This window comes from Quyinboa mangrovi (genome assembly GCF_042219825.1).
GTDB lineage: Bacteria > Bacteroidota > Bacteroidia > Bacteroidales > UBA5342 > JBHJHP01.
On record NZ_JBHJHQ010000001.1, the window covers coordinates 567,552 to 583,850 of the forward strand.

The window sequence follows — 16,299 nt, forward strand, 5'->3', positions numbered from 1 at the left end:
AATGATTCAAAAAAATATTTTATTTGAAAAACAATTTATATACCCTTTTGTTATGTATGTAGGCCGGACTGCATGGGTTTTGCTGTTTAGGGGTATTTCGTTGTGTTTTTATTTTTTGGTTTTTATCAGTCCGGCCTTTTTTATTGAATTTAAATGAGTGAATTAAATAAACCATTATTACAAACAATTTAACTTTTAAAACAATTATGGCTGTATTAGTAGGAAAAAAAGCTCCAAAATTCTCTGAGCCGGCTGTCGTAAACGGCGGTGAAATAGTAGAAAACTTTTCTCTGGAGCAGTATGTGGGTGATAAATACGTTGTATTTTTCTTTTACCCTGCTGATTTTACGTTTGTGTGTCCAACAGAAATAATCGCGTTTCAGGATGCTATGGCTGAATTTGAAGCCCGTAATGTGGCAGTGGTAGGATGTTCTACCGATTCTGAATTTTCGCACTGGAAATGGTTACAGACTTCATTAAATGACGGTGGAATCAAAGGTGTAAAATTTCCATTGGTGGCAGATTCAGCTAAAACAATTGCAGAAAATTATGACGTTCTGGCGGGTGATTATGATGTTAATGAGGAAGGCGAAAGCGTGTTTGTAGGTGAACCAAGAGCATACCGCGGTCTTTTCTTAATCGATAAGGAAGGCGTTGTACGTCATCAGCTTGTAAACGACATGCCATTGGGACGAAGTGTTTCTGAAGCCCTGCGTATGGTTGATGCATTACAGTTTTTCGAAGAAAACGGAGAAGTTTGTCCAGCTGACTGGCACAAGGGCGAACAAGGTTTGAAAGCGACTCAGGAAGGCATTGCCGAATTCCTGGGAAAACATAAAAATTAATGTTAATAGTTCTTTTTGGTTATTTTTAGGGTCACCTTTGGGTGACCTTTTTTGTTTATATAGACAAGACACAAGATATAAGACATAAGATTTAAGATGTATATATGTCCCTGATATAGGTTGACTACTTTTAAGTGAATCAACAAGCTGGGATGAACTTCCCCTCTTCATCTCGTAGTAAATCGAAGAAAAAGAGAGGTTTATGTTTTTGAATTGTAATCTGTTTCACAGGAACTCTCCCGTCATGGCCCGCAAATATGGTGTAAACCGTCCTCCTTTACTGAAAAGAGGTGGATTCAGAACGGTAGGTCTGAAGACGGAGGACAAAAAAAAACAAAGGTTAATGAATTAATATACCCTGAAAGGGTTTCACTATTTTAGCCCAGGGTAAATTTGCGAAGCAAATACCACCCTAAATCAATTAAAAATGAAGAATGAAGAATGAAGAATTATTAAGTCTTGTGTCTTATATCTTGGTTCTTATGTCTAAAAAATAGGGCCGCGTGTCTAAACTATTTCATAAAATAATCATAGCATTGCAAGTGTTCATATCATTACATCATCTTAACAAACAAATATGCAAAGCATAAATTAATAAAATTCAAATCCTCCATCCTTCGGCCACCTCCTTTTGAAAAAAGGAGGACAAAAATGCAAACACTAGAAAATAAGTATGCACCCTGTAGGGGTGCCATTATTTTAGCCTAGGGTAAATGAGAGAAGCGAATGCCACCCTGAATCAATTAAAAATGAAGAATGAAGAATTATGAAGTCTTGTGTCTTACATCTTGGTTCTTATGTCTAAAAAGATAGGGCCGCATTTCAGAACGAACTCATGAAATACGTACAGAATTAAAACAGATAAACCTTTAAAAACCAGGCGATGTTCAATTTAATAATCCATTTTTAAATCTAAAATCCTCCGTCACGATTTACATCGCGACACCTCCTTTTGAAAAAAGGAGGACAAAAATGCAAACATTAGAAATTAAGTATGTACGCTGTAGGGGTGCCATTATTTTAGCCCAGGGTAAATGAGAGAAGCGAATGCCACCCTAAATCAATTAAAAATGAAGAATGAAGAATTATGAAGTCTTGTGTCTTACATCTTGGTTCTTATGTCTAAAGAGATAGGGCCGCATTTTTGAACGAACTCATGAAATACGTACAGAATTAAAACAGATAAACCTTTAAAAACCAGACGATGCTCAATTAAATAATCCATTTTAATTTAAAACCTCCGTCGCGATTCACATCACGACACCTCCTTATTCCTATGTTACTGTTTCGAAGTTGAGGGATTGTTTCGATGTAACCACCAATCTGATAGTTAGCGAATTGTGAACCTAACCTAAAAATTGTTAATAAAAAGTGTAACCAAATTATAATTGTTCTTTGGTGAGGATGTTTGCATTTGCTATTTTTGTTTGATGCAAAATCTCACTGGATATATTAAGGACCTGCTCCTCATGCACGATTGTGTAATTATTCCGCAATTTGGTGGTTTTGTATCTAGCTATAAACCAGCTTATTTTGATCCGACTTTAAAACGGTTCTTTCCGCCTTCTAAAGAGATTGCATTTAATTCAAAGCTGACGCATAACGATGGTTTGTTGTGTCAGCAAATCATGAAACATGAGCACCGAAGCTTTGCCGAATCTGTGGATATCATTCAGTCATCCGTTCAACATGCAGAATCAAAGCTTGATAACGAAATGGTTTTACTTTCCGGTCTGGGAAAACTGGAACGCAGAGAAGATGGCCTGTTATTGTTTGAGCCTGAAAAGGAGAATCAACTGCTTAAAGCGTCATATGGTCTGGCATCGTTCAGTATGAATGAGCTTTCACAAGAGGAGAGGGGCACGCATCTGAAAGTAGTTAAATCGGGTAAACCTGTTGCCGGACGTCCGGTTTCTCATTTTGCTGCGGCAGTGGCTGCACTGTTCATAATTTTCTTTTTTCTGTTTCCGGCTAAGGTGAAGGATCCGAACGTGGAAAGAGCGGATTTTACGACAATGTTTGATTCTTTGAATAAGAGCAATCCTGAGATTGGATCTGAAGAAACAATGGCTGATGAAGCGCATATTTCCGGTTTATCTGAAACCATTTCAAATGAAACAACGGCTGCGCTAAGCCAGAATGAAAATGTTGTTACGGAAGATATTGAGCCATCAGAAGTACAAAATACAACTTCAACGCAGACTGAAGTTCCTGTGAAAGAAAAGATTAAGATGGTTTCTTCTGTGACCTATCACATTATTATAGCCAGTCTGGCAACAAAGGAACAAGCCATGGAATTTGTAAAGCAGAATTGTAAAAAATACTCCCCTGATTACAGCATTATTGAAAGTAACGGAAGATACAGGGTAAGCATCGGAAAATTTACCAGTAAAGAAGATGCGGTTCCTGTGCTAGAAACATTCAGGGAAAAGAACCCTAAATTTAAAGATGCCTGGTTGCTGACCATTAAGGCAACAGTGTGATATTAGATCCCGGCTTTATATAATCATTTAATTTACAGCGTAATAGTTCTCGCAGATGTACGCAGAAAGATGACGCAAATATCCGCTGATATAATCCTGTTTTATATAAATCAGTTATTGGGTAAAAGGGGGGTAGGCTCGCATCCTTATTAATCTTCATACTTGAATGATACTTTCACTTTAGCACGATAATTTTCAATTTTACCGTCCTTGATGTGCATATCCAGTTGGGAAACTTCGGCAATACGAAGGTCATGCAGACTCTTTGAAGCTTTGTTGATGGCGGCTTCTGCTGCTTTTTCCCATGATTCTGTACTGGTTCCGACCAGTTCAATGATTTTGTAAACACTTTCTGCCATAATACTATGTTTTTGAGGTTAGAACTAAAATGACTATTAAAGTTACGGCAGTTTGGCTGGGAAGTCAAAAAAAATAAAGACATACTGTTATATTAGAACTGCTTTATTTAACATAATATCGTCAGATCTATACTGTATAATTTTACAGGAATTAATTTATTTTAGGAGAATACATGTTTTTATTACCGCAAAAATGCGGAGAATAAATACTCTAAGAACTATAAACTCCGCAAAAAACAGAGGATTAGTTTTTAGCATTTAAATTTTATGTTTAAAAATTTGAGGATATTTATTATTAATCTTTATTTATTTCGTGTATTACATTAAAGCGATCCTGTAAATTTCATATTTTGTTCAATAAAGTGTCGCTTAATATTAAACATAGCTTTTGTTATGAATATTTATTACAAATATTTTTTGGAAAACGTTTTAAAAGCGCATGGGCAAAAAGTTCTGGAAAATACAACTTTCCAGCGTAACACTTTTCGGAGAGAAGTGAAGCAAGTAGGTGTGGCGTTAAAAAAAATTATTCTGACTTTCTACATGACAACTCACCTTTATCTCCTCTTGCTAAATTACTTTTAGGATGTGTACTGCAATGCAAACAATCAGTTTCGGATGTTAACTCCATGGAATTTGACTCCCGTTTAAGAACATCATTAAATATGTGTTGCAATTTTAAATTAGATGGATATAATCCAGTGAACATCATCATAAAATCATTTATGATTTGAGCGGCAGATAATACATTCAAAGTAATAACACTCGGTTCTTCAATATTTTCATTATCAATATAGTTTTGCTTTTTCTTTTCTTCATCAGATAATAATTCTGATTGGAGTCTCGAAGGCGGTATCCAACCGTTACAATAAAGGCAACCTCCATATTTGTAAGGCAATACCATTCTGCCAACTGCAAATATGTCATTGATTTTCTTTGACTTTTTATTCGCTATAACTTTTGAACCAACTTGTGCCCCTGGTATTAAATATTGATGAAGTAAGGAGTTAAATACATTTCGACTAGCAATATTATCTGTTGCTAGAAAAATAAAATCTACGTCTTTTAACTGTTTGGCAACTTTTTCATTAAGTATATTGCCAACTATAGCTGTGTATTTTATTTTTGAATTAGCTTTTTTAGCAACCCTTTTTGCTACGTGTACTTTGTATTTACTAAATCTACTACCAATTTTTTGTAGAAATTTATACTTTCTTTTTGTTAACCAATATTGCGAATCCCATTTACATGATCCAACAATTCGTGGTAAATTACTAGGTTCCACCTTATCAAAATCGACAGCAATTATTTCTCCAACTCCAAGTCGTGAAAGCCACTCATTTAAAAGTGAACCACCGCCTCCTAATCCAATGATACCAATTTTTAAATCGGCCAAAATAGATTGTCCTGCATCTCCGAAAAGTCTTGCATGGCGATCATAAACTGGGCTCAGCTCTGTTGACATATTCTTTAAAGGAGCTGGATAGAGCTTTTTAATTTTAGTACCAACAATAACCATTTGTTTCAACTTGAAAATGCCGTCATTTGTCCATATTTCTCCTGCAACAGCATTTTTGGCAAATACCAATGCCCCAATAGGTTCACCAACAAATTGAAGTAGTGATGGATACCCTCTTTTATGAGATGAATAATCATCCTCAGAAAATGATACTTCATTTTCTCCACCATGACAATGGACCGCCAAATAACCTAGATTATTTTCTTTACAATAATCCGAAGTTCTTGCTACAAATTCAGCATTTAAAGCACGATAACCTCTTTCGCCATCTACATAATCGACACCATCCTTTGCTAGAAATACATCGCGCACTAAAAGTCGTGTACCATTTTTTGATATTGAAATACCAACTGATAGTATTGCGCCATGTTCATCGTAATCGCCAGGGAATAAATGCTCATACAGCATTTTATAATTTAACTCACTTATAGTAACAATAATCGGATTTTTCATGACTCTCTAATAAATTGAATTACTTTTTCAAGTTTTAATAATGCTGTATCTAAGGCCGGATTCCATCTTTTAGATCTTCTTGAAACCTGAATTGAATTTCTCGCATTCCATTCTCTTTTTTGATATGGCCCTTTTAAATCGCTACCACCATTAAACTGTAAATCAGAGTTAACAAAGTGAGGATACACATCAGACATGGGATACATATGATTAATATGAAAACCACACCAAATTTTCGATGGAATGAACTTATCACCAATATCAATATTTTTGACAACTATTAAAGCACCTCCATTTCCATCTGGTTTAACTTCAATATTATCTTCACCATACGCCTCTTGCAATTCATGAATTGCGTCAATAACTTCTTTTTTCATTTTGTGAATTATCATCAGGGGCAACTGCTCTAAATTTTTGATTTGGATGAAGCGTAACTATTTGCTCATCTTTAATCGGTTTAAGATTACTACTACCTCCAACCTTCTCAAACAGGTTAAAATCTTGTTCGATCTGTACTCCTTGGTTAATTGCGACGCTCTTAATTTGGCTTCCAGAAGCCTTGGTTACATCAAAAATTACATCAACATCGTTTACTTTTACCTGAATATCAGGTTTTCCGTTTTTTACTTCTTTAACATTGTTCATCTTGTTAACTATTAAATTGTTATTAATCAAATATTTTAATTGTTTTTGTACAACATAATTGTTGTACTTTCAATTCTACCTGTATATGCTTACTTTTAGGAAAAATTTGCCATTGATGGAGAAAAATATTATTTAGTAAGCATATCAATTAAAGAATTCATGTCCGATTTAAATGAAGAAATTATTAAGGTTCTTAATGAGTATTCTGATCTTGATAATTTGATATTGAGAATGGAACTTTATACTATAGATAGATTGGGGCGTGATCCAAAACAATATGAAGGATTAGAGCCAATTGATTTTGTTTTTGTGGTATTTGAAAAAGCTATTCAAAGCATAAGGAACTGGGATAAATCAATCTATAGTTTTGAGCAGTTTGCTTTTGGTGTTCTTAAAAGTGAAATCAGTGATTTTAGAGAAAAACGCAAAAGAAGGTACAAAGAATTAAATGATACCGAAGGTTCTACGAACGCAGTTTTTCTTGAGTTACAAGATTATTACGACGAAATGATTAGCGAAGATCCTAGCTTTAAAAATCTTGAATTTAATGAACAAAAAGACAAATTCATCAGTTTGCTGAAAGAGGAGGGATGCACTGTATTAGAACAATTAATCTTCGATTGTTGGTGCGAAGGAATGTACAAACCTTCGGAAATATCAAACTTTTTAGAAGTAGAAATTGATGAAATCTATAATGCAATTAAACGGCTAAAATCAAGGAAAGTTAAAGCAATTAAACGTTATGAGTAATATTAAGAAAAATATGGACCTTGGCATCGAATCATATTATCTTGAAATGGATAAAGAAGAATTGTCAAAAAGACTAGGCGAGGAGGGGCAAGACATTTCAGAAAGTCAAAAGAGAATTCAACAGTTCCTTAATAGAACCAAATTAAAGTATAAAAGTCAGGTAAGAAAACAGAAGTCTGAGGAAATACTAGATGAACTTGCAAGCAGATTTTATCAAGCGATTCACAAAAATCTTGAGAAGCCAATAGCCACGTTGATAGAATTGATAAAAAGTAATGAACTTGAAGTTCAACATAGAAATTTGGATAAATTAAGTGAAGATGAAATAAAAGAAATTATTAAAGGTAAAAATCTGGTAGATTTAATGGACGAACTTGATGATGAACAAACTGAGTAGTAATAGAGGGCAAATAGAGGCAATTAATTTATTAAACAATTATGGAATTAAGAGACTCGGTGATGATATTACACTTGAAATGCTTATTTATGGCCTAGGTGGAACAATAATTTATAAGGATCTATCAAATTGTGATGGCAGAATAATTTTTGGTAAAAGAAATCACATAATTGAAATAAATAATTCAATACAGTTAGAATCAAAAATCAATTTTACATTGGCACACGAATTAGGACATTTATTGATGCATAAAGGGGCCAAAATACATGAAGATACTGAGAAAACAACGACATGGTTTAATAGTATAGAGAAACAAGCTAAAGAAGGTATTCTTGAATTTGAAGCAAATCAGTTTGCTTCAGAATTGTTAATGCCAACTGAACTTTTTATTGAAAAACAAAAAGGAAAAAAATTTTCACCTGATCTTTTGAGAGAATTAGCTGATTATTTTAAATCCAGTATAACAGCCACAACCTTTAAATACTTTGAATATGGTGCTCATCCCGTTTGTTTATTTCATTGTTATAATAATATTGTCAAATATTGGAAATGGCCAGATGGATATCCGCATTACATAATAGATAGAACTCGACTTGCTCCCCCAGAAGATTCAGTTGCAGCTGAATTCTTTAACGAAGGGAAAATATACAAAAAGAGGGAATCCAAACAACAAGTTTGGAAATCTACTTGGTTTGAACTAAGAGATTATGAAGATGATAGAGATTACAATTTTTATGAATACTGTATTGCCACACAAAAATATAACACCGCGCTTAGTGTTGTTTGGGAAGAATTAAAATGATTAAAAAAATATGTAAAGAAGAATTAGAAGTTAATTTTTTGTTCAATATACAATAATTTTATATGAATGATAAACTCTCTAAATACGCTTCTCATTTCTTGAAATTAGAATTAATGAAAGCGCGCCTTGATGTATTCAAAAACGAAAGTGGGAGAAGGGGAGTGGATTTTATAATTAAATCAAAAACAGGGAATTATTACGAAATCTCGTTACAAACACTAAATCTTGAAAATACAGACAAAAGTATAAAAATTCCGCAAACAGATTGAATTATGAAATGGTTACAGTGGTACTTGCGAATACTGCAGGATGCCCTGAACGACACAGACGAAATGCTTGAAAATGTGATGTTTAAAGCCAGATTCTGGGAAAAACATGCAGCCACATCTTTTAATAAGCGTCAATATATTATGTTAAATAAGATATTGGATAATTTTTATGGTAAGCTGACAACGGGCAAGTGGGCTAAACTAGCCAAATGTTCACCGGATACGGCACTCAGGGATATACAGGATTTAATGGATAAAGGAATTCTGGAAAAAGAACCAGGTGGTGGCCGCAGTACCAGTTATACTATTAAATCCTCATTATGAAACTTCAGTTGAAAAAGAGCCAGCAAATAAAATTTGGAATTATTCTGATCTTACTGTCAGGTGTCGCTTTTGCAATTATGTTACTGATTCCGTTTTTGGATTTGGAAAATAAAACCAAGGTCATCGGATCAACAACTGCATTGATTAGCATGGAAGTTTTATTTTATGCCGGAGGATTTTTAGTGGGAAAAGAATTGTTTAAAAAATACAGGGACAAACTGAATCCCGTAAACTGGTTTAAGCGCAAGTCAAAATAATTATCTGTGGCTAAAGGCTCTGAGAATTCAATATTTGAAATAATCCGGGTATTTATACAGGAATATTTAAATCTGAGGGATTATTAGTTTAACATAATAAATTACAGTAATTGTCCCGTAAGGAACTATAAGTCGGGAAAAGGATATTTCTATTTATGATATTGTCCTGTAGGGAAAATATATTTTCTCCGGCATTCATAATATGTTGTTCAAAAAGACCAGACATAAAACCTTGACATAAAATCGATAGTTATGGGACTCCGTCAACCATAACAGATTTTATGTTAAACATGACTTTCAGTCCTGTTACGGTTTTATAATTGATTGTCTTATAATAAATATTATGTTAAATAGAGTATGTAAAAAATAAACCGGCCCTATTCTGACCGGTTCATTGTATGCTTTATTGTTTGCCTAATTCTTTCAGTTTATCCATTGTCTGGTTGTACTTCTGCTGATATTTTTTACTATCAAATTTTATCAAACGATAATAAACCGGTTTTAAAGCCTCTAATGCATCAACATTGTTCGGATCAACCTCCAGACATTTTTCGAAATAAGGAATACAAACGTCGAATTCTTTAATAGCCTTTTCTTCAGCTGCTTTGAATTTTTTATAGTCTTTGATTTCGTTCGCCTCATTCATGGCTTCAACGGCAACATTGTAATAAATTACGCCGAGGTTATAATTGGCGTTGGTGATAGAACTTTCCGGTGCATCTTTAACTTCGTTAACCTTTTTGTAAGCTTCAATAGCTTTATCTCTCTCTCCCACTTCATCGTAGAATGTACCTAGAATAAAGAGCAACTGTGCATTGTTAGGATCTTTTGCCAGTGACTGCTGAATATAATTAATCCCTTCCTGAGCATCTCCCATTTCAACATAGTGGTATACCAACTGATCGAGGAATACCTTTTTATCCGGGAATTTAAGTAATGCCTCCTTCAATACATCCAGCATTTTTACTGTATCATTCAGGTTTTTATAGCTATCATACAAAATCAGATATGGCTGATCTTCCTGATATCCTGTTTTAATCACATCGGGAGCCAGTTCAACTACTTTATTATACTTTTTTGCAGAATAAGCAGTGGCCAGTGTATTGTACATAATCACAGTGTCCATAACGTATGGTTTATCCTGTAAGTATGTTTCATTTTTGTCAATGGCCAGTACCTTTTCAAAGGCGTTAAGTGTACGATCATAATCCTTAAGATCGTTATTGGCGTACACTCCTTCGTTAATCAATACGTTACGAAGGTTAACCATCTCCAAAAGGATATCTTTCTGATATTTACCAATACCTTTTCCTTTTTCATTACCTTTTCTGTCCAGATAATCAGCTTTCATCAATGCATTATAAGCACTGTCAATATACGCTTCTTTTTTGTCCTTTTTTTCGTAATAAGTACGGTAAACGCGCTCTTTTACAATGTAAGTTTTAGGCCAGTCTTTTGTTTTTTCATTCTTCACAGCCTCTTCAATTTTGGCAACAGCCTTATCGTAATCGGGCTTGTCAGCAGATAATTCGTAATCGGCATAACTAACAGCACCTTTCTGAGCGAATAAACCTGTGCTCATCAAACCAACTGTGAATATTAAAATCAGTTTTTTCATGTTATTTTTCATTTTTATTTGAGTTCAATTGAGAATGCAAAACTATGAATTTTTTTAATAATAATTAATTCAAAATCTATTCATTATCCCCATTTTCACCGTTTTCTGAACTATTTTCCACATCTGATGTTTCATCCAGAATGTCCTCAATCAGTTCTTCCTCTTCATGAATTACCTTTGTAACGCTGGCAATTTCATCGTTCCGTTTATCCAGGTTGATAAGCCGCACGCCTTGTGTATTTCTACCCATAATGCGCATTTCGCTTACTGCCAGTCGAATAGTGACCCCTGATTTATTAATGATCATCAGATCATGGTCATCGGTTACATTCTTTATGGAAACCAGATTTCCGGTCTTTTCAGTAATATTAATGGTTTTTACACCTTTACCACCTCTGTTGGTGATGCGGTAGTCGTCGATATCGGAACGCTTTCCGTATCCTTTTTCGCTTACCACAAGAATAGATTCATTCAGGTTATTAACACAAATCATGCCAACCACTTCGTCATTTCCTCCATCCAGCGTCATTCCCCGGACTCCGGTGGCTGTTCTACCCATTGGGCGGACGGTTTTTTCGTTGAACCTGATGGCGCGTCCGTTTTTATTGGCGATTAGAATTTCATTTTCACCATCCGTTAGTCTTACCTGAATTACACGATCATCATCACGCAGTGAAATGGCGTTTACACCGTTCACACGTGGTCTTGAATATGCTTCGAGTAATGTTTTCTTGATTACACCCTGCTGGGTACAGAACATCAGGTAATGACTGTTGATAAATTCGGCGTCATCCAGATTTTTCACCTTAATGAATGCATTCACTTTATCATCCGGATCAATATTCAGCAAGTTCTGAATAGCCCGGCCTTTGGAGTTTTTATTTCCTTCCGGGACTTCCCATACCTTCTTCCAGAAACAACGTCCTTTCTGCGTAAAGAACATAATGGTATTATGCATGGACGCCGGATAAATATCTTCGAGGAAATCCTCATCGCGGGTGTTGCTTCCTTTAGACCCAACTCCACCTCTGGTTTGTGTACGGAATTCTGCAAGCGGTGTTCTTTTGATGTATCCCATATGCGAAATGGTGATGATCATCTCTTCGTCTGCATAGAAATCTTCCGGGTTGAATTCTTCCGAGGCATAAACAATATCTGTTCTTCTTTCGTCACCGTATTTTGCTTTTATTTCAAGCATTTCATCAACGATGATCTGCATTCTCAATTCTTGTTTTTCCAGAATTTCCTTTAAACGTGCAATTTCCGCTATTAAATCGTTATATTCTGCTCTTAACTTATCCTGTTCCAGTCCGGTTAACTGACGAAGCCTCATCTCTACGATGGCACGTGCCTGAACCTCAGATAAACTGAATGTGGTCATTAAGGATTCCCTTGCTTCATCCGGTGTTGAAGATCCACGAATGATCCGGATCACTTCGTCAATGTTATCGCTGGCAATAATGAGTCCTTCAAGGATATGAGCTCTTTTTTCGGCCTGATCCAGTTCATATTGCGTACGACGTACAATAATCTCATGGCGGTGATCCACAAAGTTGGAAATCAGATCTTTCAGCGTCAGTATTTTAGGTCTTCCATTCACCAGCGCAATGCTGTTTACACTGAACGCATTCTGTAATTGTGTGTATTTGTATAATTTATTAAGAACCACATTGGCAATGGCATCTTTTTTAATCTCAAATACGATGCGCATACCATTTCGGTCCGATTCATCATTCAGGTTTGAAATACCCTCAATCTTTTTGTCATTAACAAGGTCAGCCACCTTCATAATGAGTTCTGCCTTATTTACAAGGTAAGGTATTTCGGTTACAATAATTTTCTCGCGGCCATTGTCACTGACCTCGATTTCGGCCTTTGCACGGACTACGACCCTGCCTCTGCCCGTTTCATAGGCTTCTTTAACTCCACTGTAACCGTAAATGGTACCACCTGTCGGAAAGTCAGGCGCTTTTACATGCTCCATCAGACCTTCGATGTCTATATCCGGATTTTGAACATAAGCAACAACAGCATCCGATACCTCACTCAAATTATGAGGCGGCATATTGGTGGCCATACCTACCGCAATTCCCGATGTACCGTTAACAAGCAGGTTCGGAATTTTTGTAGGTAAAACTGATGGTTCTTTTAAAGTATCATCAAAGTTATTGTTAAAGTCTACTGTATTTTTATCCAGGTCTGCCAAAGTCTCTTCAGCGATCTTTTGCAAACGTGCCTCTGTGTAACGCATAGCTGCCGGACTGTCACCGTCAATTGAACCATAGTTACCCTGACCATCTACCAAGGGATAGCGCAACGACCATGGCTGTGCCATTCTGACCATTGCGAAATAAACGGAACTGTCACCATGCGGGTGGTACTTACCAAGCACCTCTCCTACAATTCTTGCGGATTTTTTATAAGATCTGTTGGCAGCTAAACCAAGCTCATTCATACCAAACAAAACTCTCCTGTGAACAGGTTTCAGACCATCCCTGACATCTGGTAAAGCACGGGAAACAATTACCGACATCGAATAATCGATGTAGGCCGATTTCATCTCCTCCTCAATATTAATCTTTATAACCTTTTCTCCTTCAGTCATTTAATATATGTTTTTAGTATCGTAATTTTATTGATTTCGATGTAATAAAAATAATATGTTCCAAACGTTACAACTAAGCGAAAATAATAGAAAAAAGGCAATTAACAGAACGATTGGATAAAAAGTTAATTAAATTATAAAGCATCTGATAATCAATATGTTAAATATTTATAAATGCACCCGGAATTCAGGGAAAACAAAATCGGCATAGTTATTGTTAAAAATGTATCCAGCATTGAGATTTTTGTTGTTAAATTATTGAAAAGATGGGTGAAGAAATTTTGTTGGTATGTATTAACTTTTCTATTTTTACCCATATTAAATAACGAATAAATGGATTCCAAATTATCAAAACGGATTAAAGATGTGCTGACCTACAGCAAGGAGGAAGCGGAAAGGCTTGGAAATGAATCCATTGGACCGGAGCACCTTTTCTTGGGAATACTACGCGAAGGAGAAGGAAGAGCGATGGATGTACTGGAAATGCTGAACATTGATATTATTGATATAAAGACATCACTTGAGAACGAGATTCGTGGTGATTATCATCAAAGTTTATCCGGTAATCTTCCGCTCACGAGTACCAGTGAGAAAATTCTGAAGCTGATCTATCTTGAAGCCAGATCTTTAAGTAGTGAAGTTGTAGGAACAGGGCACTTATTATTAGCATTGTTAAAAGAGAAAAATAATCTGGTGGCACGTATGCTTCAGGATTTTAATATAACCTACGATTCAGTGAGAAGAATATTTGAAAATGAGCATGTTCAGACTCGGTCTGAATATCATGATGACGATGATGACCAGGATATACCTGTGTCAGGCTCCTCTCCTTCCGGAGATCAGGGTAAAGCAAATCCACGTTCTAATTCCGATACACCGGTTCTTGACAACTTTGGCGTGGATATGACCCGCGCGGCTGAAGAGAACAGGCTCGATCCGATTATTGGACGGGAAAAAGAAATTGAACGTCTGGCACAGATTTTAAGCAGGCGTAAGAAAAATAATCCGGTACTTATAGGTGAACCTGGTGTTGGTAAATCTGCCATTGTTGAGGGGCTTGCCATGCGGATCGTAAGCCGTAAGGTATCGCGTGTATTATTTGATAAACGGGTTATAGCTCTCGATATGGCTTCAATTGTAGCGGGAACCAAATACCGTGGGCAGTTCGAGGAAAGGATGAAAGCCATTCTGAATGAGCTGAGTAAAAACTCGGATATCATTTTGTTCATCGACGAGATTCATACCATTGTAGGTGCAGGTAGCGCCGCGGGTTCACTGGATGCGGCCAACATGTTAAAACCGGCCTTAGCCAGAGGTGAGATTCAGTGTATTGGTGCAACAACGCTTGATGAATACCGCCAGAACATTGAAAAGGATGGTGCTTTGGAACGCCGTTTCCAGAAGGTTATGGTTGATCCGACCACACCTGCAGAAACACTGGCGATCCTGAAAAATATTAAAGACCGGTACGAAGATCACCATAATGTGACGTATACCGAAGATGCACTGGAGGCTTGTGTCTCTTTAACAGAGCGTTATATCAGCGACCGTCATTTGCCGGATAAAGCGATTGATGCGCTTGACGAAACCGGTTCAAGGGTTCACATTACAAATATTGTGGTTCCCGAACATATTGTAAAGCTGGAAGAACTGATTGAAGAAACCAAGGAACAGAAGCTGAAAGCTGTGAAATCACAAAATTTTGAGCTGGCAGCGAGTTTCAGGGATAAGGAAAAGGAATATATTCTGAACCTCGATGCCGCAAAAGATAAGTGGGAAGAAGAGATTCAGCAGCATCGCGAAATTGTGGATGAAGAAAAAGTGGCAGAAGTTGTTGCCATGATGTCAGGTATTCCGGTTCAACGCATTGCACAAGCCGAAAGCAAACGCCTGATGCTGATGGCAGAGGAACTGAAAAAACTGATTATCGGACAGGATGAAGCGGTTGATAAGATCGTGAAAGCGATTCAACGTAACCGTGTCGGTTTAAAGGATCCGAATAAACCAATTGGATCATTTATCTTCCTGGGACCTACCGGTGTTGGTAAAACCCATCTGGCGAAGATACTGGCGCAGTTCCTGTTTGACACAACAGATGCGTTGATCAGGATTGATATGAGTGAGTATATGGAGAAATTCTCCGTATCGCGCCTGGTTGGTGCACCTCCCGGATATGTAGGTTATGAAGAAGGTGGGCAGCTGACTGAAAAAGTGCGCAGAAAGCCTTATGCTGTAGTATTGCTTGATGAAATTGAAAAGGCACATCCGGATGTATTTAATATCATGCTTCAGGTTCTGGATGAAGGTCGTTTGACAGACAGTCTGGGACGCCGGATCGACTTTAAAAATACCATCATCATTATGACATCCAACATAGGTACGCGTCAGTTAAAGGATTTTGGTCGTGGTGTCGGATTTCAGACTGGTTCAGGCAATGACAAGGAACATGCACGAAGTGTCATTCAGAAAGCTTTAAACAGAGCGTTTGCGCCGGAGTTTCTGAACCGTATCGATGATGTGGTTACCTTTGAACAGCTTAATGAAGAATCAATTTTCAAAATTATAGATATTGAACTGAAAGGTTTATACAGCCGTGTACAGAATCTTGGATATGAACTGAAACTTACCGATGAGGCAAAGCGGTTTATTGCTTCAAAAGGGTATGACGTACAGTTTGGTGCACGACCGCTGAAAAGGGCCATTCAGAAATATCTTGAGGACGAAATGGCTGAGATTATTATCAAAGCTACGGTGACCGAGGGTGATGCTATTGTTGTTGACTTTGATAAAGAAGAACACAAAATTGTTACCAGCATTGAAAAGGGAAAAGCGAAATTGCCACCTAACAGGAAAAGAAAGGCGCTTCCCGATTCTCCGAAGGAGATTCCTGAAAAAAATGATTCTGAAAAAGAATAACAGCTATAAAAATAAATAGGGAAAGGAGATCAGATTTTGGTCTCCTTTTTTATTTAG

Annotated in this window: 15 protein-coding genes; 9 read left to right on the forward strand and 6 right to left on the reverse strand. The window is 36.5% G+C overall.

The features are described from left to right. The first annotated feature begins 206 nt into the window (after positions 1–206). Entirely contained in the window at positions 207–845 is a 639-nt protein-coding gene (locus ACE1ET_RS02415) for a peroxiredoxin (RefSeq protein WP_375726762.1), read from the forward strand. A gap of 1,430 nt (positions 846–2,275) precedes the next feature. Next, positions 2,276–3,328, forward strand: a complete 1,053-nt coding sequence (locus tag ACE1ET_RS02420; protein WP_375726763.1) for an HU domain-containing protein — start codon at positions 2,276–2,278, stop codon at positions 3,326–3,328. Positions 3,329–3,477: 149 nt separating this feature from the next. Here the strand turns inward: ACE1ET_RS02420 and ACE1ET_RS02425 are convergent, their stop codons facing one another. The 4 genes from ACE1ET_RS02425 to ACE1ET_RS02440 form a co-directional block, all read right to left on the reverse strand. Beyond that, complete coding sequence (locus ACE1ET_RS02425) at positions 3,478–3,687, reverse strand: dodecin family protein (RefSeq protein ID WP_375726764.1); 210 nt, start codon at positions 3,685–3,687, stop codon at positions 3,478–3,480. Between the two features lie 526 nt (positions 3,688–4,213). Beyond that, positions 4,214–5,659 (reverse strand): ThiF family adenylyltransferase, encoded by a 1,446-nt coding sequence (locus ACE1ET_RS02430; RefSeq protein WP_375726765.1) that lies wholly within the window; start codon positions 5,657–5,659, stop codon positions 4,214–4,216. Continuing rightward, a complete protein-coding gene (locus ACE1ET_RS02435) occupies positions 5,656–6,036 on the reverse strand; it encodes a hypothetical protein (protein ID WP_375726766.1) in 381 nt (126 codons plus the stop codon). Before ACE1ET_RS02435 ends, ACE1ET_RS02430 begins: the two co-directional genes overlap by 4 nt. After that, positions 6,017–6,304, reverse strand: a complete 288-nt coding sequence (locus ACE1ET_RS02440) for a hypothetical protein (RefSeq protein WP_375726767.1) — start codon at positions 6,302–6,304, stop codon at positions 6,017–6,019. The genes ACE1ET_RS02435 and ACE1ET_RS02440 overlap by 20 nt, the downstream gene beginning before the upstream one ends. Positions 6,305–6,463: 159 nt before the next feature. On the opposite strand from ACE1ET_RS02440, the gene ACE1ET_RS02445 reads away from it, so the two are divergent. The 6 genes from ACE1ET_RS02445 (at position 6,464) to ACE1ET_RS02470 (ending at position 9,103) form a co-directional block, all read left to right on the forward strand. Beyond that, positions 6,464–7,054 (forward strand): hypothetical protein, encoded by a 591-nt coding sequence (locus tag ACE1ET_RS02445; protein WP_375726768.1) that lies wholly within the window; start codon positions 6,464–6,466, stop codon positions 7,052–7,054. Beyond that, a complete protein-coding gene (locus ACE1ET_RS02450; RefSeq protein ID WP_375726769.1) occupies positions 7,047–7,451 on the forward strand; it encodes a hypothetical protein in 405 nt (134 codons plus the stop codon). Before ACE1ET_RS02445 ends, ACE1ET_RS02450 begins: the two co-directional genes overlap by 8 nt. Next, positions 7,432–8,253 carry an ImmA/IrrE family metallo-endopeptidase gene (locus ACE1ET_RS02455; RefSeq protein ID WP_375726770.1) on the forward strand — a complete coding sequence of 274 codons (822 nt, stop codon included), beginning with the start codon at positions 7,432–7,434 and terminating at the stop codon, positions 8,251–8,253. The genes ACE1ET_RS02450 and ACE1ET_RS02455 overlap by 20 nt, the downstream gene beginning before the upstream one ends. Before the next feature lie 62 nt (positions 8,254–8,315). Next, positions 8,316–8,522, forward strand: a complete 207-nt coding sequence (locus ACE1ET_RS02460; protein WP_375726771.1) for a hypothetical protein — start codon at positions 8,316–8,318, stop codon at positions 8,520–8,522. A 3-nt stretch (positions 8,523–8,525) separates the two neighbouring features. Continuing rightward, complete coding sequence (locus ACE1ET_RS02465; protein WP_375726772.1) at positions 8,526–8,846, forward strand: Fic family protein; 321 nt, start codon at positions 8,526–8,528, stop codon at positions 8,844–8,846. Next, complete coding sequence (locus ACE1ET_RS02470) at positions 8,843–9,103, forward strand: transporter suffix domain-containing protein (RefSeq protein ID WP_375726773.1); 261 nt, start codon at positions 8,843–8,845, stop codon at positions 9,101–9,103. The genes ACE1ET_RS02465 and ACE1ET_RS02470 overlap by 4 nt, the downstream gene beginning before the upstream one ends. A gap of 403 nt (positions 9,104–9,506) precedes the next feature. On the opposite strand, the gene ACE1ET_RS02475 is transcribed toward ACE1ET_RS02470, so the two are convergent. Together ACE1ET_RS02475 and gyrA are read right to left on the reverse strand one after the other, a co-directional pair. Continuing rightward, positions 9,507–10,721, reverse strand: a complete 1,215-nt coding sequence (locus tag ACE1ET_RS02475) for a tetratricopeptide repeat protein (RefSeq protein ID WP_375726774.1) — start codon at positions 10,719–10,721, stop codon at positions 9,507–9,509. Between the two features lie 76 nt (positions 10,722–10,797). Next, entirely contained in the window at positions 10,798–13,326 is a 2,529-nt protein-coding gene (gene gyrA, locus ACE1ET_RS02480; RefSeq protein WP_375726775.1) for a DNA gyrase subunit A, read from the reverse strand. A 333-nt stretch (positions 13,327–13,659) separates the two neighbouring features. On the opposite strand from gyrA, the gene ACE1ET_RS02485 reads away from it, so the two are divergent. Next, positions 13,660–16,242 (forward strand): ATP-dependent Clp protease ATP-binding subunit, encoded by a 2,583-nt coding sequence (locus tag ACE1ET_RS02485; RefSeq protein WP_375726776.1) that lies wholly within the window; start codon positions 13,660–13,662, stop codon positions 16,240–16,242. The last annotated feature ends 57 nt before the right edge of the window (positions 16,243–16,299 follow it).

Excerpts from the sequence above, each read along its gene's own strand:
- ACE1ET_RS02430 (WP_375726765.1), bottom strand. The coding sequence starts at position 5,659 with ATGAAAAATCCGATTATTGTTACTATAAGTGAGTTAAATTATAAAATG.
- ACE1ET_RS02465 (WP_375726772.1), top strand. The coding sequence starts at position 8,526 with ATGAAATGGTTACAGTGGTACTTGCGAATACTGCAGGATGCCCTGAAC.
- ACE1ET_RS02425 (WP_375726764.1), bottom strand. The coding sequence starts at position 3,687 with ATGGCAGAAAGTGTTTACAAAATCATTGAACTGGTCGGAACCAGTACA.
- ACE1ET_RS02475 (WP_375726774.1), bottom strand. The coding sequence starts at position 10,721 with ATGAAAAAACTGATTTTAATATTCACAGTTGGTTTGATGAGCACAGGT.
- ACE1ET_RS02470 (WP_375726773.1), top strand. The coding sequence starts at position 8,843 with ATGAAACTTCAGTTGAAAAAGAGCCAGCAAATAAAATTTGGAATTATT.
- ACE1ET_RS02445 (WP_375726768.1), top strand. The coding sequence starts at position 6,464 with ATGTCCGATTTAAATGAAGAAATTATTAAGGTTCTTAATGAGTATTCT.
- ACE1ET_RS02450 (WP_375726769.1), top strand. The coding sequence starts at position 7,047 with ATGAGTAATATTAAGAAAAATATGGACCTTGGCATCGAATCATATTAT.
- ACE1ET_RS02435 (WP_375726766.1), bottom strand. The coding sequence starts at position 6,036 with ATGAAAAAAGAAGTTATTGACGCAATTCATGAATTGCAAGAGGCGTAT.
- ACE1ET_RS02440 (WP_375726767.1), bottom strand. The coding sequence starts at position 6,304 with ATGAACAATGTTAAAGAAGTAAAAAACGGAAAACCTGATATTCAGGTA.
- ACE1ET_RS02460 (WP_375726771.1), top strand. The coding sequence starts at position 8,316 with ATGAATGATAAACTCTCTAAATACGCTTCTCATTTCTTGAAATTAGAA.
- ACE1ET_RS02455 (WP_375726770.1), top strand. The coding sequence starts at position 7,432 with ATGATGAACAAACTGAGTAGTAATAGAGGGCAAATAGAGGCAATTAAT.
- ACE1ET_RS02485 (WP_375726776.1), top strand. The coding sequence starts at position 13,660 with ATGGATTCCAAATTATCAAAACGGATTAAAGATGTGCTGACCTACAGC.
- gyrA (WP_375726775.1), bottom strand. The coding sequence starts at position 13,326 with ATGACTGAAGGAGAAAAGGTTATAAAGATTAATATTGAGGAGGAGATG.
- ACE1ET_RS02415 (WP_375726762.1), top strand. The coding sequence starts at position 207 with ATGGCTGTATTAGTAGGAAAAAAAGCTCCAAAATTCTCTGAGCCGGCT.
- ACE1ET_RS02420 (WP_375726763.1), top strand. The coding sequence starts at position 2,276 with ATGCAAAATCTCACTGGATATATTAAGGACCTGCTCCTCATGCACGAT.